General features: G+C 69.7%; 25 protein-coding genes and 1 pseudogene. 14 read left to right on the forward strand and 12 right to left on the reverse strand.

Translation table 11 applies throughout. From position 1 onward, the window contains the following. Positions 1–544: 544 nt before the first annotated feature. The 6 genes from QWJ41_RS22065 (at position 545) to QWJ41_RS16170 (ending at position 3,333) form a co-directional block, all read left to right on the forward strand. Positions 545–724 (forward strand): helix-turn-helix domain-containing protein, encoded by a 180-nt coding sequence (locus QWJ41_RS22065; protein ID WP_036491718.1) that lies wholly within the window; start codon positions 545–547, stop codon positions 722–724. A 174-nt stretch (positions 725–898) separates the two neighbouring features. Further along, positions 899–1,300 carry a hypothetical protein gene (locus tag QWJ41_RS16150; protein ID WP_302709426.1) on the forward strand — a complete coding sequence of 134 codons (402 nt, stop codon included), beginning with the start codon at positions 899–901 and terminating at the stop codon, positions 1,298–1,300. Next, complete coding sequence (locus QWJ41_RS16155; RefSeq protein ID WP_302709427.1) at positions 1,297–2,019, forward strand: RES domain-containing protein; 723 nt, start codon at positions 1,297–1,299, stop codon at positions 2,017–2,019. The genes QWJ41_RS16150 and QWJ41_RS16155 overlap by 4 nt, the downstream gene beginning before the upstream one ends. A gap of 53 nt (positions 2,020–2,072) precedes the next feature. Then, positions 2,073–2,327, forward strand: coding sequence for a hypothetical protein (locus tag QWJ41_RS16160; protein WP_302709428.1), 255 nt, complete (start codon positions 2,073–2,075; stop codon positions 2,325–2,327). Further along, positions 2,327–2,644 (forward strand): hypothetical protein, encoded by a 318-nt coding sequence (locus tag QWJ41_RS16165; RefSeq protein WP_302709429.1) that lies wholly within the window; start codon positions 2,327–2,329, stop codon positions 2,642–2,644. Before QWJ41_RS16160 ends, QWJ41_RS16165 begins: the two co-directional genes overlap by 1 nt. Then, positions 2,641–3,333 (forward strand): hypothetical protein, encoded by a 693-nt coding sequence (locus QWJ41_RS16170; RefSeq protein WP_302709430.1) that lies wholly within the window; start codon positions 2,641–2,643, stop codon positions 3,331–3,333. Before QWJ41_RS16165 ends, QWJ41_RS16170 begins: the two co-directional genes overlap by 4 nt. On the opposite strand, the gene QWJ41_RS16175 is transcribed toward QWJ41_RS16170, so the two are convergent. From QWJ41_RS16175 to QWJ41_RS22425, 5 genes and pseudogenes are all read right to left on the reverse strand, one after another. Next, positions 3,306–4,535: a competence protein CoiA family protein gene (locus QWJ41_RS16175; protein WP_302709431.1), complete on the reverse strand. Its 1,230-nt coding sequence runs from the start codon at positions 4,533–4,535 to the stop codon at positions 3,306–3,308. The genes QWJ41_RS16170 and QWJ41_RS16175 overlap by 28 nt on opposite strands. Positions 4,536–4,575: 40 nt before the next feature. Continuing rightward, complete coding sequence (locus QWJ41_RS16180) at positions 4,576–5,385, reverse strand: GIY-YIG nuclease family protein (protein ID WP_302709432.1); 810 nt, start codon at positions 5,383–5,385, stop codon at positions 4,576–4,578. Beyond that, complete coding sequence (locus QWJ41_RS16185; protein WP_302709433.1) at positions 5,382–6,086, reverse strand: hypothetical protein; 705 nt, start codon at positions 6,084–6,086, stop codon at positions 5,382–5,384. Before QWJ41_RS16185 ends, QWJ41_RS16180 begins: the two co-directional genes overlap by 4 nt. Then, the gene (locus QWJ41_RS16190) at positions 6,083–6,241 is read right to left on the reverse strand and encodes a hypothetical protein (RefSeq protein WP_302709434.1); all 159 of its coding nucleotides are present in this window, start codon (positions 6,239–6,241) and stop codon (positions 6,083–6,085) included. The genes QWJ41_RS16185 and QWJ41_RS16190 overlap by 4 nt, the downstream gene beginning before the upstream one ends. 419 nt (positions 6,242–6,660) lie before the next feature. Then, positions 6,661–6,864: pseudogene (locus QWJ41_RS22425) on the reverse strand (hypothetical protein); the annotation flags it as partial. A gap of 105 nt (positions 6,865–6,969) precedes the next feature. Here QWJ41_RS22425 and QWJ41_RS16195 point away from each other — a divergent pair. Then, positions 6,970–7,266, forward strand: a complete 297-nt coding sequence (locus QWJ41_RS16195) for a hypothetical protein (protein WP_302709435.1) — start codon at positions 6,970–6,972, stop codon at positions 7,264–7,266. Further along, a complete protein-coding gene (locus QWJ41_RS16200) occupies positions 7,263–7,532 on the forward strand; it encodes a hypothetical protein (protein ID WP_302709436.1) in 270 nt (89 codons plus the stop codon). Before QWJ41_RS16195 ends, QWJ41_RS16200 begins: the two co-directional genes overlap by 4 nt. Positions 7,533–7,652: 120 nt before the next feature. Here QWJ41_RS16200 and QWJ41_RS16205 read toward each other — a convergent pair whose 3' ends face one another. The 7 genes from QWJ41_RS16205 to QWJ41_RS16235 form a co-directional block, all read right to left on the reverse strand. Continuing rightward, positions 7,653–7,778 carry a hypothetical protein gene (locus QWJ41_RS16205; RefSeq protein WP_302709437.1) on the reverse strand — a complete coding sequence of 42 codons (126 nt, stop codon included), beginning with the start codon at positions 7,776–7,778 and terminating at the stop codon, positions 7,653–7,655. Between the two features lie 105 nt (positions 7,779–7,883). Further along, entirely contained in the window at positions 7,884–8,921 is a 1,038-nt protein-coding gene (dprA, locus tag QWJ41_RS16210) for a DNA-processing protein DprA (protein ID WP_302709438.1), read from the reverse strand. Continuing rightward, a complete protein-coding gene (locus QWJ41_RS16215) occupies positions 8,918–9,601 on the reverse strand; it encodes a hypothetical protein (RefSeq protein WP_302709439.1) in 684 nt (227 codons plus the stop codon). The genes dprA and QWJ41_RS16215 overlap by 4 nt, the downstream gene beginning before the upstream one ends. Before the next feature lie 180 nt (positions 9,602–9,781). Then, a complete protein-coding gene (locus tag QWJ41_RS16220; protein ID WP_200949970.1) occupies positions 9,782–9,937 on the reverse strand; it encodes a hypothetical protein in 156 nt (51 codons plus the stop codon). Positions 9,938–9,949: 12 nt separating this feature from the next. Further along, positions 9,950–10,978, reverse strand: coding sequence for a DUF4192 domain-containing protein (locus QWJ41_RS16225; RefSeq protein WP_302709440.1), 1,029 nt, complete (start codon positions 10,976–10,978; stop codon positions 9,950–9,952). Between the two features lie 17 nt (positions 10,979–10,995). Further along, positions 10,996–11,385: a single-stranded DNA-binding protein gene (locus QWJ41_RS16230; RefSeq protein WP_302709441.1), complete on the reverse strand. Its 390-nt coding sequence runs from the start codon at positions 11,383–11,385 to the stop codon at positions 10,996–10,998. A gap of 247 nt (positions 11,386–11,632) precedes the next feature. Then, positions 11,633–12,088, reverse strand: a complete 456-nt coding sequence (locus QWJ41_RS16235; RefSeq protein WP_302709442.1) for a hypothetical protein — start codon at positions 12,086–12,088, stop codon at positions 11,633–11,635. 311 nt (positions 12,089–12,399) lie between these two features. Between QWJ41_RS16235 and QWJ41_RS16240 the strand changes: the two genes are divergently transcribed. The 6 genes from QWJ41_RS16240 (at position 12,400) to QWJ41_RS16265 (ending at position 16,583) form a co-directional block, all read left to right on the forward strand. Next, positions 12,400–14,016, forward strand: coding sequence for a ParB/RepB/Spo0J family partition protein (locus tag QWJ41_RS16240; protein ID WP_302709443.1), 1,617 nt, complete (start codon positions 12,400–12,402; stop codon positions 14,014–14,016). A gap of 116 nt (positions 14,017–14,132) precedes the next feature. Then, the gene (locus QWJ41_RS16245; protein ID WP_302709444.1) at positions 14,133–15,137 is read left to right on the forward strand and encodes a DUF932 domain-containing protein; all 1,005 of its coding nucleotides are present in this window, start codon (positions 14,133–14,135) and stop codon (positions 15,135–15,137) included. Between the two features lie 76 nt (positions 15,138–15,213). Then, positions 15,214–15,678 carry a hypothetical protein gene (locus tag QWJ41_RS16250; protein ID WP_302709445.1) on the forward strand — a complete coding sequence of 155 codons (465 nt, stop codon included), beginning with the start codon at positions 15,214–15,216 and terminating at the stop codon, positions 15,676–15,678. 46 nt (positions 15,679–15,724) lie between these two features. Continuing rightward, entirely contained in the window at positions 15,725–15,994 is a 270-nt protein-coding gene (locus QWJ41_RS16255) for a hypothetical protein (RefSeq protein WP_302709446.1), read from the forward strand. Then, positions 15,991–16,236 carry a hypothetical protein gene (locus QWJ41_RS16260; RefSeq protein ID WP_302709447.1) on the forward strand — a complete coding sequence of 82 codons (246 nt, stop codon included), beginning with the start codon at positions 15,991–15,993 and terminating at the stop codon, positions 16,234–16,236. Before QWJ41_RS16255 ends, QWJ41_RS16260 begins: the two co-directional genes overlap by 4 nt. Continuing rightward, entirely contained in the window at positions 16,233–16,583 is a 351-nt protein-coding gene (locus QWJ41_RS16265) for a hypothetical protein (RefSeq protein ID WP_302709448.1), read from the forward strand. Before QWJ41_RS16260 ends, QWJ41_RS16265 begins: the two co-directional genes overlap by 4 nt. Positions 16,584–16,587: the final 4 nt, after the last annotated feature.

The following is a 16,587-nucleotide window of genomic DNA, read 5'->3' on the forward strand; positions in this document are numbered from 1 at the left end:
GCGCGGCGAGGCAGACGACGTCGTGTCGGGCAGATCCCATGACCGTCAGTGGGCAGTTCTCATGTCCGCCAGCGGGCAGTTTCGTGGCCGTCTCCGGGCAGTTTCTCGTGGCCGCCGACACCTCATGCCCTCAGTTGCTTTCGAACTGACCCAGAGGTCGTGCGACAACGACCGCGGAACGACCTCCATATCGAGAATTGCTCGGCGTGTCCCGGCGGGGTTTGCTGACAAATTGCGGACGAGCGACGACCGATCGGTGCGTCCATTGGCATGGAACTTCCAGGCGTGCGTCCATGCGCTGCGACACAGAGCCTCGTCCGGTTCCGCGCGGGCGGTGCGACGTGCGGCCCTTTATGGACGGCATTGGCACGCCCAGAAACAGACGACGCACATGAGCCGAGGTTTCCCGTCAGGACGGAGCCACATGTCGTCTCTTCATAGATCGCGGAGCACGTCCAGAGATTGGTTGGCCCCGCATGATCGGCCCCGCTGCTCGATCTTCCTTAGGTGACTGTCAGAACCACACTGTCCACGGAGGAAGACCATGCCGGACAAACTGCTCTACCGAGTCCCAGAGGTTGCCGAGTACCTCAGCATCAGCCGATCCAAGGTCTATGAACTCTTTAAGTCCGGCGAGTTGCGATCGGTTCACATCGATCGCACCCGTCTTGTCCGAAAGGCGGATCTAGAGCGCTACATCGACTCCCTTGCGTCCGCGTCCTGAATTTGCGGCGCTTCCTCCCCGCTGGGGGCGGTGGAGCGGAGCGTCCTGGTGACTCGTCTAGTTCATGCGCAACTCGGGGTGACATGACCGATGTTATCAGCAGTGCGATCTTAGGTGTGATACGACACGGGATTAGGTATTGGATCGGGCTGCGACACGTGGCACACTGCAGGTATGAGCACTCAGTCGACCATCGCCCGCGGCGACCTGCGCGCCTACGAAGAGTCGGTGCGTCTGACCACGCCGGATCTCGTCGAGCGGCTGCGCGACCTGCTCGGCGCCAAGCTGGTCGCCTATCTGGGTTCGGTCCAGGAGACACGAGCGGTCCGGCAGTGGGCCGACGTCGACGACGCGCGCACGCCGTCGACCGACGTGGTCAACCGGCTGCGGATGGCTTACCGGATCGCGGCGCTGCTGCGCGGCAAGGACTCCGCGGCGGTCGTCCAGGCGTGGTTCCAGGGCATGAATCCGCGGCTCGACGACGTCGCGCCGGCGCGGCTTCTGCGTGAAGGCGACCTCGAGCAGGTCGGCCCCAGCATCCTGGCGGCCGCGCGCGCGTTCGCCGCGGCCGGATGACATCGTCGGCGGCTGAGGCACCCCAGCTCGTCGTCGTCGACGCGGCCGAGGAGGTCTGGCGGGTCGGCTTCAAGCCGGAGCCCTGGGCCTGGTCGGGTTGGGAGTGGGCCGGCTCCGATGGACGGTTCCACGGTCGATGGGACGATCGGCAGGGCAACTTCCGCACCATCTACGCCGGCTCCACCCTCCTGGCCTGCCTGCTCGAGGTCCTCGCCGGCTTCCGGCCGGACCCGACGCTCGCGCTCGAGCTCGACGACATCGTGGAGGACGAGGAGGACGCCACGATGCATCCGACCGCCCGGGCCGGCGAGATCTCCTACTCGTGGCTGGAGCCCCGCTCAGCTGCCAGCGCCACGCTGACCGGCCGCTTCTGCGCCGTCACGGCAGCCGAGTCCATCGCAGCCCTGCGGCCGCAGTTCGTCGCCCTCGCCCACCTGCTGAACCTGCACGACTTCGACGCGGCCGCGCTCAAGGACGGACGCCCGAGGGCACTCACCCAGTCCGTGGCCACCTACCTGCACGCCAGCACCGAGCTCGACGGAGTCACCTTCGCCTCCAGACACGGCGACGACCTCGCCCTGTGGGCCGTGTTCGAGCGCGCCGAGGATCCCGCGGTCAGCTCTACCCTCGACGCGATCGAGCACCACGCGCTCTCCCCTGAGCACCCCGACGTCCAGGAGGCTCTCCGGATCCTCGGCCTCACCTGGTCGACCCACTGAGCTCGCCAGCCATTCCACCCCTGCGCCGGGGGCCGGCGTGCCACGATTCAACCGTGGGATTCTTCAAGCGCAGCGAGGCCGTCAGGGCCAAGAAGATCGGGGCTCATGCCCGCTACGTCGATGAGGACGTCCAGCGCGTCGACCTCAAAGTGACCAGCACCGACGGCGAGACGGCGACCATCGACCTCAGCCTCGACCAGACCCGACAGCTCGTCATCGACCTGACCAACGCCTACGGGGCCTGTCGGCCGGCGCTGCTGGACCAGAAGCAGGTCGACCGGATCACCTCGTTCTTCGGGATGCGCTGATGACCCGCTACGAGTACGACGAGGAGGCCAGCGCGGCATGGCGCATGGACGTCGTGCACGAGGTCGACGACTCCCCCACACCAGTCTCTCGGTGGGTGGACGCGATGCGTCGTCTCAACACGATCAACGACCCGCTCGCCCGCAAGCTCCTGGCACTACACCGCGACTGCGGGGCCGGCACGGGCGTGCGCGACTCGCTCGATGACGACCCGGATCCCATGGATCGCCGCTCGAGCTGGGGCTGTGAGACGACCGCTCTCATCGCGGACCACTTCGGCGTCGAGTACCCGCGAGGCTCGTCGAGCGATCGCGCGTGAGCTCGCTGATGAAGGCGCGCGTGGTCGCAGTCGACGTCGGCTCAGTCCGCTCCAGCTTCGCCTGGGCCGGCCTGGATCTCCCGGGTCGTCGTCCAGTCGGGGAAGGTGGGCGGAACCCCGAGGGCTCGGCGGTGGCCGTACTGGATGCACTTGGCTCCGGTGTGCCAGTAGCCCTCGGGTTCGAGGCTCCCCTGATGGTTCCCGTCAGCCCTGTCGGGCTGGACGGGTGGATGACCCTGGGGCGCGCCCGCCAGGGTGAGACCGTCGATGGTCACTCGAGGCCCTGGTCGGCTGGCGCCGGCAGCGGTGCCCTGGCTACGGGCCTGGTGCAGATGGCGTGGTTGCTCGAGCGCATCGGTTCCGGTATCCCCACGCTGCGGTGCACGACCCGTCCCGAATTGTGGCTGGCAGGGGATGCGGATCTGTTCGTGTGGGAGGCCTTCGTATCGGGGACTGGCAAGCCGGTGCCGGCGGGGATCACCCAGCACGCGGCAGACGCGGCCGCGGCCGCCGACACCTTCGCCGACCGCCTCGAGCAGGACTCACTGGGCGCCTCGGACGTCGTATGCACGCCGGCGTCGTCGTTCAACCTGGCGGCTGCGGCCGCGGCGTACGCCGGACTGGCGATTGCAAGCAACGAGCTGCGCGACCAGGTGCAGGTCTACCGCACCCGCCCTGCTCTCCTGTAGGTCACCGCCGGCGGTCGCGGAGCCGCGGGGATCTCGACCTTGAAGAGGACGATCCGCTGTTCAGGCACGCACGCTCGTCGGAGTGCACTCAGCTCGCTCTCCGTGGCCACGAAGAGCGTGAGCTCGCGGAACCTCTCTCGAACCTCACCCTTTATGCGGCTGACAACCGGGCTGACGACGCCCAGCGGCATGTCGTGCACGAACAGGGGCACTCCCATCGCCCACTCCGGCGTCGCGTCACGCACCCCGACGTAGCCCCGCGCTTCGGTGCCCACCAGCGCGACCGCGGGTGGGGTGAGCGCCTGTTGGCGGGCGAGCTTGGCCGCGATGGCGGCCAAGTGACGTTCACGCTCTGCGTTCGCGAGTTCGTCGTGCTCACACCGGCGCTCGATTGCTTCCAGTTGGGTGCGTTCGGTGATGACGTGCGGCCGGGTGGTCCACACGATCCGCGCTGAGTCCAGGGATCTGCTGAGTGCGATGGCCTGGTGCGCTCTGATCGTGCCGGACAGGACACCGCCGACGAACACCCTGAGGTCAACGGCGGGCACGACCGGGCGCCACCAGCCGTGGCCAGGGCAAGGGCCTGGAGTACCGCCATCGTTTTCGCAGCGCCGGCGCGGACACCACGACTCGAGGAATACGCCGGTCCCGTCTACGACCTTCGCATCGGTGGCCGCGGACGGCGCTGGCTCGGCGGGCAGTGCGATCCGGATGGCGGGGACTTCTCCGATCCACGGCCGTTCGTGGTCGGTGACCCAGCACACCGGTACCCCGGAAGCCTCCATTCGGGCGGTGCGCTCACGCAGCTCGGCGCCGGTGATCTGGGCCAGCTGGGCCTCCCAGGCCATCCGCCTGGTGCCGTCGGGACTGGTGGCCAGCACGTCGGCCCGCCAGCCCTCGCCAGCGACCTCGAGTTCGGCGTACCAGCCGGCATCGCGGATGGCTGAGGCCAGCTGCAGTTTGAGCAATCGGTGGGCCATCGTCTCGCCGACCAGCGAGCAGGTGGGCGCTGCGCGGTCGTGGGCGAAGAACCGCAGCCCCTTTGGGGAGAGCTTGGCGTGGAGACCATGCCCGCATTCCCTGCAGGTCAAGGGCGCGCGGGGTCGCGCTCGGTGGATCGCCTCCCAGGGCGCACCTTCACCGAGCGGGTCAACGGTTGCGTCGAGCACGCCCGCGTCGGCGTGCTGCGCCGTCAATGGCACGAGGGAACTCTGCCCTAGGGGACCGACAGAAGTGCGCGGATCAGTTGCGGTTCAGACCGTGCCGGCGTGAGTCGAGCGCGTACTTGTAGTGGCTCTCGGCGGCGTCAACCTCTCGGGTAGGAGTGGCGGGGTCGAAGACCCTAAGCACGGAGAGCCGGAACGTGGCCGGGTTGAGGTTACGCAGCTCTACGTTGCCGCCGTGACCGTTGGTCGCGTAGGCGGCCCAGCGTTGCAGGATGGTCTCGGCTCCATCGGCCTTGCCGACGTAGTGCCGGCCGTCGCGGGTGTCGGTGATGAGGTAGATGCCGATGACCGCGGAGAGCGCGGTACGCCAGGCGGCGTAGCGGTGTTCGCGGATCACGGCCTGCAACTGGGGGTATTCCAGGGTGAGGGCGTCGAATCCGGGGAACCTGACGGGCTCTGCGTCGGCGATCTCCATCACCGGATACTCGGCGGCCGTGGTCGCGTTGATGCGCCAGGTGCGAGGCGAGCGCCAGCCGATCACAAGGCGCTTGTTCAAGTCGCCCAGCAGATCCGACGGTTGCAGGTCGAAGGTGCGGAGCTGCCCGTCGTGGGAGATCTCGCCCTGGTTGATGAGCACCGACCACAAGCGTGCTCGATCGCCACCCTCGGGCAAGAACACGACCCAGACGCCGGGTGGGTTGGCGGGAAAGGTTCGGGTGTTGGCCGACTGGACGCGGGTGTAGGCCATGATCTCGGCGTCAGAGGAGTCTCCGTGGATGCCGACACTCCCGTCCTCGTGCTCACGCACATAGGCGTGCCGGATGACCAGTGCTCCGGTGGGGTCGATGCCGCCGCTGGCCATGATCTGGGCGAAGGTCAAAGTCATCGGGCGGTGTCCTCTCCTGCGGCAGGCGCCGCGGCGATACTGACCACGACATCGTGACCGAGCGTCTGGTCGACGTGGACGTGGAGCGCGAGGTCCGTGATCCGGCCGTCCTTGGGGTGCCAGTCCCGGTCCTCCCGGGTACGGCCAAGGAGCGGGTCGAGGGCGTCGATCGTGGGCTTCCACAGGCTGGTCCAGTTGCGCTGCGGCCCGACGACGTACCCGAGCTGTAGCTGGACGGGGCCTGGCGCGATCTCGGATGCGCTGGACACGGCGGAGCGGATCTGCTCCTTGTATGCTCTGGTCTGGGTCGACGCCGTAGTGCGGACGGTGTAGATCTTGCTCGGTGCAGCGGTCTCATCGGCCGCGGCCACGAGGACCCGTGAGGTGGCCGCATGGCGCTTGGTGCACCACACCGACACCAGATCTTCGGTGCGCAGACGCGTCGCCAGTGGGTAGGCGTAGTTGTCCAGGTCGGCCATGTCGACCAGGTCCCGGCCCGGCGGGAGCCCGACGTCGAGGACCAGCGTCCAGGGACCGGTCCTGATCATGGCGGGTGCGAGCAGGTCGGCAGTGTCCTTGAGGTAGTCCCGCAACCGAACCTGGTCGGGGTCGGTGGCCTTGTTCCAGCTGGCCAGGCGTGGGTTCTTCCTCAGCGTGAGGCCTTCGCCTGCGGGGCGGGCGTACCAGCGAGCGGTCGTCATGGGCGCTGGACCGCGCCCGCCTGGTCGACCCACCAGACCTCGATCTGCGCCGCGGCGAGCGAGCCGGCCATCTCGGCGTGCAGGTCGCGGTAGCGCGGGAAGTCGGGGAGGGCGATGACGCTGCGCCACTGCGGCTCCTTGCCTCGCAGACGCATGGCGGCGAGCACGGCCTGGGAGTACCAGTGGCCGGCCTGCGTGCTCGGGCTCGTGCGCTTGATCTCTCCTGCCCGCGCGGGTCGGCGTAGCCGCGGCTCGGGTATCCCTTCACTTCGACTCCGGCGGTCTGGTCATCGCGGGAGGCGATCACGTCTATCCCGTGCTCCTTGGTCGCGGTGTTGGCCACCGACAGAATCCGCCATCCCTCTCCGGCCAGCGCCGTCACCAGCGCCGCCTGGACGTTGGCTTCGGTGTGCCACTCCCCTCCGGGCTCGGTCGCCGTGGCGGGATCGCGACGAGGCGGCCGCGATGCCGATGGTGTGGCGAGCGCGGGACGATCCGCCGGCGGTGTCGTGCGCGTCTCGATGTCGCCGGCGACCTCGTAGCCCAGTGCCGCCAGGTGCCGGCGCGCCGTGTTGGACATGAACTCCGATCGCGGGATCCCGGTGGCCACCTCGAATGCCTGGATCACCGGGAACCACGTGTCGTTCACCCGCACGGCGTGCTTGCGGATCGCGTCGGGCGCGACGTCGAGGAGGCGGCTCTCGACGCCCTCACGGCTCAGCTCGTAGCGCTGACCGTCCAGGGTGAACTGGATCGACGCGCGGCCCTGACTGCTCATGGGCCGAAACTACGGCAACCGGCCGACACGACGAGACCGGTTCCCCCGCATCGGCGGTCCGATCCGTCGGCCGACTGTTCGAACACTTGTTCTACCCTAGGTGGCATGGCGGGCGGTTACGGGCGCGGGGCTGGCATCCCCTTGAAGGACCGGGTGCGCGTCGACCAGCCGACGGAGCCGGCGCAGCAGCCGATGAGCGCGGCCGGGTCAGAGCATCCGGGGCGGCACTGCTGGGTCAGCGTGCCCGTCGACGCCTCGCACCCACGCCCGGGCCTGCTGCTGGAGTGGCGCCGCGCTGGCCACCTGTGGGAGGGCCGGGTCGTCTACGTCGCGCAGCTGAGGCCTGGGCGGTGGACCACGGTCGAGGAGTGGATCCCGGCTGAGCTGCTCACGACCGAGTGAGCGACGTCGTGTCTGCCAATCCGCCGAAGAACGACGCGTGGCGGCCGTACGGCGACGTGCGTTTCGTGCTGATCCGAAACTCGGGCCGGCTCAAGCCGTCCCGGGGGCTGATCCTCGACTGGAAGCGCGAGGGCCGACGCTGGGAGGCCCTGGTGGTCTGGCATGACGACGCGGCCCTCAAGCCGGTGGTCAAGATGGACTGGCTGCGCACTGAGGATCTGATCCCGGTGCCGGTCGACCCGAACTGGACCGGCCCAAGTCGCTGAGGTCTAACCCGTTCGGTCGCGCGACGCCGAGCTCGCCAGCATCGTCGAGGTCTTCCACGAGTAGCGAACGTTCAGCCGGTCCAGCATCGACCGTTCGGTGTGGGCGCTGCGCATTGTCGCTCACTCGGTGCGCGGCCCGTTGGCCCACGTGAGCAGGTCGGGCGCTGCACCCAGCACGCGCTCGACGCTCACGGTCCACGTCCAGTCGACGCGGACGACCGGCGGCTCGGTGGTCAGGGTGATCATCGGAGGTTCCTCCTTTGTCGGTTCGGTTGGAGACCTAGGAACTCTCAACAGAGTAGGTGCGGGTTCCGGCCCAAATCGGGTTATCCACAGGCGTCGCTAGGGCCGTCATCGGCGGGGTGCGGAGGCCCCGGCTGCCGGGGTGGGAATCGCGCGCTGCGTGGAACGCACGGGGCCCGGCACGAAGGACTCGTCGAGCTGCTTGGCGCCTCCGTCTCCTCTGGCAGCGCGGGTCGTGACGTCGGTGATGACGTCCTGGGCGGTGGTGACCATGCTGGCCTGGCCGAGGCGGATCAGCTGGTTCACGCCGGTGGAGGCCGCGCTGCTCACGGGGCCGGGGACGCCCATGAGGGGTCGGTGCAGGTTCGTGGTCCAGTGGGCGGTGTTGAGGGCGCCGCTGCGCAGCGCGCCCTCGACGACCACAGTCCCTTCAGAGAGGCCGGCGACGATCCTGCTCCGCGCCAGGAAGCGGGTCCTGGTGGGTCCGGCTCCCGGGGGTGCCTCCGAGACGACGAGGCCACGTTCGGCGATGGCCTCGAGCAGCTGGGCGTGTGCGGCCGGGTAGGGCCGGTCGACGCCGCCGGGCAGAACGGCGATGGTCGGGCCGTCAGCGATGAGGGCGCCGCGGTGCGCGGCCTGGTCCACCCCGTAGGCGAGGCCGCTGACGACGGTGTGGCCCGTGGCCGCGAGCTCGCGACTCAGCTCAGTGGCCTGCTGCATCCCGTAATCCGTCGCGGCGCGAGACCCGACCACGGCCACAGCATTGGCTCCAAGCTGGGTCAGGTCGCCGGCTCCCCTGACCCACAGGCCGACCGGCTCGCCGCCTCGCTCGTGCAACGCGCCGACGTCGCGGAGGTCCGCGAGGCGGTACGGCCACTCCGGGTCACCGGGGATGATGAACCGGATGCCGACTACGGCGGCCTGCTCGAGCAGCCTGGCGGAGTCGGCGCGGGCGAGCTCCTGGCCGATGCCGAAGCCCCAGTGGCTCTCCACCTCGCCGGCGGCCTCGAGGTAGTCGAGGACCTTGACGGCGCCGAGCTCGTCGACCAGCCCGGTGACGCGGAGGTCGCCGGGCTCGATGGCACTGCTCAGCTTGACGCGGGCCAGCCTGTCGGCGTCGTCGACGTCGGCGTGCGGGGTGCTCATGACGCCTGCTCGTAGGGTCCGAACAGCCAGCAGCGGGCCTCCCAAAGGGTGAGGTCCAAGATCTCCATGTCCGCTACGCCGGCGAGCCGGAGCGCTTCCCTCCCGTTGCCCAGGAGGTCCAGTGCCTGCCAGACATCGCAGGATCGCATCAGGAGGTAGACGCGCTCCCCCACCTTCTCCTCGTCGCCCAGGAGTTCGTCGTCGTCACGCGAGAACTCGAAGGCCACGTCGGCGCTTAGCCTGTTCAGCAGCTGCGCCGCTTCAACTTGCTCCTGGTCGCAGCTGGGAGTGGGGCCGGTGAGCCGAGCAACCAAGAGTGCGCTGAGCAGATGCACCAGCGCAGTTGCGGTGTCCCAGGGAACCGCGAGCTCGACTCGCGAACTCTGGGGATTCTCGGGGTAGTAGGGCTGGCCTGCGTAGTGAACGGCAGCGCAGGCGACAGACTCTGCGAACCCGGTCTCCTGCCACCGGGGAGTTTCCTGCTGGGGCAACGGAGTGAACGTGCCACCGTCGTCGATGACGAAAACCTGCCCGGACAACAGTTCGACGGTGCGTCGCAGCCGTTCCGCTGCCTCCGACCACGTGATGGACACGCCGTGGCGTGCAACATTCCGGGCGACCTCCGCCGCGCTCGCGAGCACCCATTCGTCGACACCCGGATCCGGTGAGGGGTTGGGCATGACTGGTTCTCCTTTCATGGGCTCAGGCGATCGCTGAGCTGTTTTGGCGTCGTGCCGGGGCCGAGATTTCGCAGTGGCCACCGGGCCTATCCAGTAATCCGCAGGTCGCCGGGCTCGCTGGCGCTGCAGCATTGACGCGGGCCAGCCGGTCGGCGTCGTCGACGTCGGTGCGAGGGGTGCTCACTCCTCGTCTCCCCACAGCAGATCGAGGTCGGGTTCATGGATGACGTCAAGCCGCTTGTCGGCGGCGTAGGCCGCGGGCTCGGGCACAACCAGGCGGCGCAGCTGTCGCTCGGTGACGCTGGGCTGCACCGGGGTGTCGTGGTGGTGGTTCAATCGCGGTCCTCCTCAGCGGCCCGGGGCCGGGCGGTCGGTGACGGGCTGCGTGCCCGGGATGTCGCGCTGCTGGCCGGGAGGCTTGGGCACGTAGGACTCGTCGAGCTCGCCGGCGAGATCGCGCATCTGGGTCTGGTATCGATCCCACTCGCGGGGGTGGATGCCGTTCTGCAGGGCGGAGGCGACGACGGCGGCCATGGAGTAGGGCCGGTCGGCGGGCACCTGGTCGAGTGCGCACCAGGCCTTGGCGCCGTCGCCGTGCAGCCAACTGGCGAAGCCGAGCATGGAGGCCGGCGCCGCGCGGACCTCGTCGGGGGCGCGGCGGGTGAGGTCGTTCCAGAGGGCCATGTGGGAGGTGTGGTTCTCCCGGCTCATGTCCTCCCAGACCGCGTCGCGGGTACCGATCGTCTCCAGAGCGACGAGCATCCGTGCGCCGTCGACGTCGGAGAGCCGGTTGCCGTCGGTGTGGAACTGCTCGAGGCGGTCCAGGGCCCAGTCCCGCTCCAGGGCGGGGCTGCTGTCCGCGGCTGCGGCCCGGGCCGCGGGGATCAGCTGGGCGATCGGCTCACGGTCGCCGACCATGGACGCAGCCAGGGAGGCCCTGCTGGCGGCTGGCTGGGCGGCGCCGGTCAGCACGGTCGCGGCCGCGATCCGTTCAGCGGTTTCCGGGTTCTGCAGGCCGGTGGAGCCGGTATTGAACTCACGCCACCGCTCGCCGTCGGCCCATACCCGGATGTGGGTGGTGATGCCCACGGTCTCGAGGCGGTTGGACAGGTGCTGGCTGGCCAGCTCAGCGCTGCGGCGGTCGTCAGTGAAGCAGAGGATCGCCAGGCGCGAGCCGGGTCGGGCGTGGCGGCCGTAGGGGCCGCTGATGGCGTCCCACACTTCCTCGCGGTCGGCGGCCGTCTTCGGCAGGTCGACGCGGGTGATGGGGAGCCCGGACCGGAAGGGGACGAGGACGATCGACTCTTCGGGCTTGAAGCCGAGAACGTGCGGCACTGCGGCGAGCAGCTCGTCCGGGGACTGTACGACGAGATCCATGGGAACCTCCGACGCGGTCAGCTGGCCTGGGCCGGGCGGGTGGCGCGCTCGATGCGCGCGGAGACGTACTTGAGCGAGACGCCGACTTCGCCGAAGCGGTTGTCGACGACCACGACGTCCTTGGTGCGCTTCTCGCCGGTCTCCTTGTCCGGCCAGCTCTCGGTGCGCTCGAGGCCGTGGACGAAGATCGGGTCGCCGGATCCGCAGCTGTCGTGTACGTGGGTGGCGGCGGTGCCGAAGATCTTGACGTTGTGGGCGGTGGGCTCGTCGTTGACCCACCCCCCCTCGTCGTTCTGCGCGCGCCGGTTGACCAGGACCCGGCAGCTGACGAACGGCTTGTTCTCGCGGGTGTAGAGCAGCTCGGGAGCCTCGGCCAGGTTGCCGGCGAAGGTGACAGTGGTGGACATGACTTCCTCCTAGGTGACTGCGAGACGTCGGAATCGGTCCCGCAGTCACCTAGGTCCCATCGGGGTCCCGCAGCGATCACCTGGGCCGAATTTGTTCGGATCCGGCCGTGCTCGCGGGGAGCTGCGCGTCAGGGGTTCAGTGAGGGCGCAAAGAAGCGCCCCGACCGGCTCTCGGGTACCGGATCGGGGCGCTGAGAAGGACGCTAGAGGCAGGGACCGACACAACTGCGCCGGCCACCGGCTGGGCCTACCGCGACGGCCGGCGCCGCGGCGGTCGGTTGCTGAGCTTCTGCGGCGGAGGAGGCAGGTCGCGCCCGAGCCGCCGGCGGGAATCCTCGGCGGCGGCGATCACTGCTTCCTGGGCGAACGCGGAGCGGGCAAGCATCCGGCCTAGTTCCTGGCGGTCGGCCACGAGCGCGTCTTCGACCGCTTCGATGGTCGAGGCCGGCAGGTCGTGCTTCTTGTTGAAGCTCTTGCGGGTCACCCTGACCAGGGCGGGGTGCTTCTCGCCCGCGGCCGCGAGCTCGGCCCGCTGCTGTGGTGAGCGCCGGGCGTGCAGCTCGAGCGCCTGGGCGAGCCAGCCGACGAACGAGCCGGGCGAGTCGGCGTCGGTGTCCAGGTCTGCGATGTAGGCCGATCGTGCGAGGTCCCACACGCCGGGCTTCCAGTAGATCCCGACCGGGATCGTGGTCTGGCTTGTCACCTGATCACTCCCCTGGTCTCGTCCGCCTGCGTCGAGCTGCAGCGGCTAACACCAACGCCGCTGCATTCCCGGTCGGGGCCCTGCGCAGCCGTTCCCACTCTCGCTCGATTCCTTCCGTTCCAGCCAGCTACGAGGTGCAGCTCCGCCGCGCCGCCGCAGCGGAGTCCGCGCCCGTGAGGCCGGGATTTATCCCCACCCTCACCGGGTGCCCACCTTTCCACAGGTCCGCCCTGTGCCCCGGTAGGCGTCGGCCCCCGCTGGGAGACTTAGTCCTGTCAGTTCTTTCTATTCTACTCACGGAGGACAGCAGCATGACCGACACCATCCAGACTCCCGCCGACGAGGCCACCAACGAGGCCACCGACGCCGTCCAGGCCGAGGAGTTCCTGCACCTCGACCCCGCCGACATCATCATCGGCACCAACGTCCGGAACGACCTGCGCCCCGACCACAAGGAGTTCCGCAAGTCGATCAAGGAGCGCGGCGTGTTGGAGGCCGTCACGGTCTACCGCAACGAGGACGGCCAGTACGTCCTGCTGCGCGGCCAGCGTCGAACCGTCACCGCCGCCGACGTCGGCACCCCCACCGGCCTCATCCCGGCCCGTGTCCTGCCCCAGCCCGACGACGCCGACCGGATCGGTGACCAAATGGTCGAGAACATCCACCGGGCCGGGATGCGCGAGACCGAGATCGTCTCCGGCATGGAGCAGTTGGCCCTGCTCGGCGTGAGCGCCGCGCAGATCGCGAAGCGCACCAGCATCGACCGCCCCACCGTCAACGCCGCCCTGGCCGTGAGCAAGGCCGGAGAGACCCGCGCCAAGTACGAGGCGGGCGACCTCACGCTTGAGCACGCCGCGATCTACGCCGAGTTCGAGGACGACGAGGCCGCGATCGACCGCCTGGACCGCGCGCGGACCTCCCGATGGGGCGACTCTGTCGAGCACGTGGCCCAGAAGCTGCGGGACGAGGCCGCCGAGAGCGCCGCGTACGACGCCGAAGTCGAGCGCATGCGGGCCGAGGGCCTGCCGGTGCTGTCCTTCGATGAGGCTGACGACGCGGACGGGTCGCTACTGCTGGAGGACATGCGGACCGTCGAGGGCGAGCCGGTGCCGGTCGACCAGTGGGCCGCACTCGATGGCGTCGCGGTGATCGTCACCGAGGAGTGGGAGTACCCCGAGACCGAGACCGACCCCGAGACCGAGGACGACGAGGACGCCACCTACGACGACGAGGCCGAGGCCGTGAAGGTCTACCGGCAGATGTGGGTCGTCACCGACATCGAGGCCAGCGGACTCATCCACCGAAGCCGGGTCGGACGCACCGACGACGACCTGGGCGACGGCCCCGAGGCTCACGACCCGGAGGCCGACGCCGCCGCCGAAGCCGAGGCCGAGGAGCGCCGCGCGGAGCGCCGCCGCGTGATCGCCTACAACAAGGCCTGGGCGAGCGCGGAGACGGTGCGCCGGGAGTGGCTGGCCGGGTTCGTGGCCCGCAAGACCGCCCCGAAGGGAGCCGAGGCCCTGATCTGCGAGGCCGTCGTCACCGGCCACCACTCGCTGAGCAAGGCCATGGACCACCGGCACCCGATGCTCTTCACGCTGCTCGGGATCGACGTGCCGACCGGCTACTACGGCGCGGGTCACGGGGAGTGCCACAAGATCGCGACCAAGGCGAGCACGCCGAAGGCCGCGACCATGACCACGCTCGCCGCCGTCGTCGCCGCGTGGGAGGCCACGACCGGCAAGCACTCGTGGCGCAACCCGACCGCGTGGGACGCCCGCGTGCTCGGCGCGCTCGTGGAGTGGGGCTACCAGCCCAGCGAGGTCGAGCGGATCCTGCTCGGCGAGGAGCCGCAGCCGAGCACCGAGGACGACAGCGACGCCGCCGCCGCCGAGGCCAGCGACGAGGCCAGCGACAGCGCCGCCTGATCGGCTCCACTCCCCCCACCTGAGGGCGGTTCTTCCTGTGGAGAACCGCCCTCAGTGGAATAGAAAACATAGAATGAACTCAGTTCGTTTGATCCGCTACCCAGGAGGACCCCGACATGTCACACGAGATCGAGACCCACGGCACGCAGGCCGCAGCCGTCTTCGCCCGCAAGGACGCCTGGCACCGCCTGGGCACCACCGTTCGCGACCGCGCGTTCACCGCCGAGGAGGCCATGAGGCTCGGCCACCTGGGCGGCTGGGACGTGCGCAAGTTGCCGCTCACCACCGCCGAGGTCAGCGAGGGCGGCGTCACCGCGATCGAGGTCCCCGGCTTCGCCACGGTGCGCACCAACCCGTTCACCGGCGAGCCCGAGGCGCTCGGCGTCGTCGGCGGTGGCTACACCCCGCTGCAGAACGAGGACCACGCCGAGTTCCTGAACCTGCTGGCCGACGAGTCGGGCGCGATCTTCGACACCGCCGGGTCGCTGCGCGGCGGGCGGCAGGTGTTCATCACGATGCAGCTGCCGGACTCGCTCACGGTCGGCGGCACCGACCGCGTCGACCTGAACATCGCCGCGCTCAACAGCCACGACGGCTCCAGCGCGTTCCGCATCCTCGTCACCCCGGTCCGCGTCGTGTGCGCGAACACCCAGAGCGCGGCCCTGCGCAACCACGAGTCGTCGTTCTCGATCCGGCACACCCGCAACGCCAAGGCCGCCGTGCAGGCCGCCCGCGACGCGCTCGGGCTGACGTTCACCTACGTCGACGCGTTCCAGGTCGAGGCCGAGCGGCTGATCCAGCAGACCATGACCGACACCGCGTTCGATGCCCTGATCCACGCCACGTTCGGCAAGGCCGAGGCGAGCGCGACCAAGCGCGTCCGTGAGACCGAGCGCCGTCGCCGCTCCCGGCTGCACTGGCTGTTCGCCGACGCCGAGACGCAGGCCGGCATCCGCGACACCGCGTGGGCCGGCTACCAGGCCGTGGCCGAGTACGTCGACCACTACGCCCCGGTCCGCACCAAGGGCGACGAGCACGCCGCCCGCGCCACGCGGGTTCTCACCAGCGACGACCCCGACCGGATCAAGCGCCGCGCCTGGACCGCGCTCGCCCCGGCCTGACCGTCACGCCAGTTCCTCCGGTGGCGGGCTGAGACCCCGAGTCCGGCCCGCCACCGGCCCAACCGAAGGAGGAGCCATGACCGACACGACCACCCACACCGACCTCGCCACCGAACAGGTCCGCGCATGGGATCTCCGGCCCACCGACACTCTGGTCGACCCCGACACCGGCGTCGCGTTCCCTATCACCACCGTGACCGTGGATGAGCCCGCCCGCGCGGGACGCAAGGTCCACATCGCAGCCCTGGTCCTCGGCGGCCGCATCCTGCCGCTCAACCAGTTCGTCACCATCGCGAAACGACACAACACCCCGACTGGGACTGCCGCCGACTTCGAGGCCAGTTACGCCAAGGACCGGCACACCCTCAGCGAGACGGCCTGCGAGCTGATCGTCATCGAGCACCGGCTGCGCGACGTACGCCGCTGGACCCCCGAGACCGCCCGCGCCCACCTGGACGCGGCCCTGACCACCGTCGCCACGGCGCTGGACGCCCTGCACGCCGAGCACACCCACCGCACCACCGAACAGGAGCAGTCATGACCAACCACGACGCAGCTTCAACCACGACGCAGCTTCAACCACGACCGTGATCAGCGAGCGCGACCAGCGCCGCATCCGAGCCGCCATGTCGGCGATGCCCTACGCCGCAACCGAGCGTGTCCCCAAGCCGTGGGTCGCCATGGGTGCCGCCGTCGACGCCGACGCCGTCGTGGCCTTCCTGGAGGGCCTCGCGGAAGTCCTGAGCGAGGTCGCCGCCGAGAGCGACAAGCATCGGCGCCGCCTGTTCTCCCTCGAGGCCGACGTGGAGGCATTCCGCCGCCTCATCGGCACCGCGCCCGCCGAGGTGACCCCGTGAGCGCGCACATCGAGTGGCTGGCCGCCCGCGAGACCAGCGTCCAGGTGTTCACCCCCGGCGAGGACTGGGTGGGAGCCGGGGAGCACCGCCAGCCCGTCCTGACGCTGGCCGGTGACGACGCGGTGGCGATCCAAGGCACTCCCGCCGAGTTGCGGGCACTCGCCGCCCGGATCACCGCCGTTGCCACCGCCGCGTCCGGGCGGCTCGACCTGGCCGCCGCACGGGAGGACCAGCCCGCATGAGCGACGCCGCCAGCCTCCGCGCCCTAGAGGAGCGCGCAACCCCCGGCCCGTGGACTCCGGACGGCGACAAGATCTGCGCCACCGCCGCCGACGCCCTGATCCCGGACAACATCCTCGTGGCCTACTACACCGGCCACGATCACCGGCTCGGCCTCAAGACCACCGGCCACGCCGCCGACGTGGAGTTCATGGCTGCCGCCCGCACCGCGCTGCCCGACCGGCTCGACCGGCTCGACCGCATCCGCGCTCTTCACGCCAAGTGGGGCGATCAGTCGCCCGAGGACGCGGACGGCTACCTCGACCTGTGGGAGACGCTCGGTCGGCTCCTTGACGGCGAGCCAGCCTGACCAA

The sequence above is a fragment of the Nocardioides cremeus genome, from assembly GCF_030518195.1.
In the GTDB taxonomy this organism is placed as follows: domain Bacteria; phylum Actinomycetota; class Actinomycetes; order Propionibacteriales; family Nocardioidaceae; genus Nocardioides; species Nocardioides cremeus.

Coding starts and splice junctions, on each gene's coding strand:
- QWJ41_RS16215 (WP_302709439.1), bottom strand. CDS start 9,601: ATGCCCAACCCCTCACCGGATCCGGGTGTCGACGAATGGGTGCTCGCG.
- QWJ41_RS16205 (WP_302709437.1), bottom strand. CDS start 7,778: ATGATCACCCTGACCACCGAGCCGCCGGTCGTCCGCGTCGACTGGACG.
- QWJ41_RS16150 (WP_302709426.1), top strand. CDS start 899: ATGAGCACTCAGTCGACCATCGCCCGCGGCGACCTGCGCGCCTACGAA.
- QWJ41_RS16230 (WP_302709441.1), bottom strand. CDS start 11,385: ATGTCCACCACTGTCACCTTCGCCGGCAACCTGGCCGAGGCTCCCGAG.
- QWJ41_RS16185 (WP_302709433.1), bottom strand. CDS start 6,086: ATGACGACCGCTCGCTGGTACGCCCGCCCCGCAGGCGAAGGCCTCACG.
- QWJ41_RS22065 (WP_036491718.1), top strand. CDS start 545: ATGCCGGACAAACTGCTCTACCGAGTCCCAGAGGTTGCCGAGTACCTC.
- QWJ41_RS16180 (WP_302709432.1), bottom strand. CDS start 5,385: ATGACTTTGACCTTCGCCCAGATCATGGCCAGCGGCGGCATCGACCCC.
- QWJ41_RS16225 (WP_302709440.1), bottom strand. CDS start 10,978: ATGGATCTCGTCGTACAGTCCCCGGACGAGCTGCTCGCCGCAGTGCCG.
- QWJ41_RS16165 (WP_302709429.1), top strand. CDS start 2,327: ATGACCCGCTACGAGTACGACGAGGAGGCCAGCGCGGCATGGCGCATG.
- QWJ41_RS16265 (WP_302709448.1), top strand. CDS start 16,233: ATGAGCGACGCCGCCAGCCTCCGCGCCCTAGAGGAGCGCGCAACCCCC.
- dprA (WP_302709438.1), bottom strand. CDS start 8,921: ATGAGCACCCCGCACGCCGACGTCGACGACGCCGACAGGCTGGCCCGC.
- QWJ41_RS16245 (WP_302709444.1), top strand. CDS start 14,133: ATGTCACACGAGATCGAGACCCACGGCACGCAGGCCGCAGCCGTCTTC.
- QWJ41_RS16250 (WP_302709445.1), top strand. CDS start 15,214: ATGACCGACACGACCACCCACACCGACCTCGCCACCGAACAGGTCCGC.
- QWJ41_RS16190 (WP_302709434.1), bottom strand. CDS start 6,241: ATGCGTCTGCGAGGCAAGGAGCCGCAGTGGCGCAGCGTCATCGCCCTC.
- QWJ41_RS16240 (WP_302709443.1), top strand. CDS start 12,400: ATGACCGACACCATCCAGACTCCCGCCGACGAGGCCACCAACGAGGCC.
- QWJ41_RS16155 (WP_302709427.1), top strand. CDS start 1,297: ATGACATCGTCGGCGGCTGAGGCACCCCAGCTCGTCGTCGTCGACGCG.
- QWJ41_RS16195 (WP_302709435.1), top strand. CDS start 6,970: ATGGCGGGCGGTTACGGGCGCGGGGCTGGCATCCCCTTGAAGGACCGG.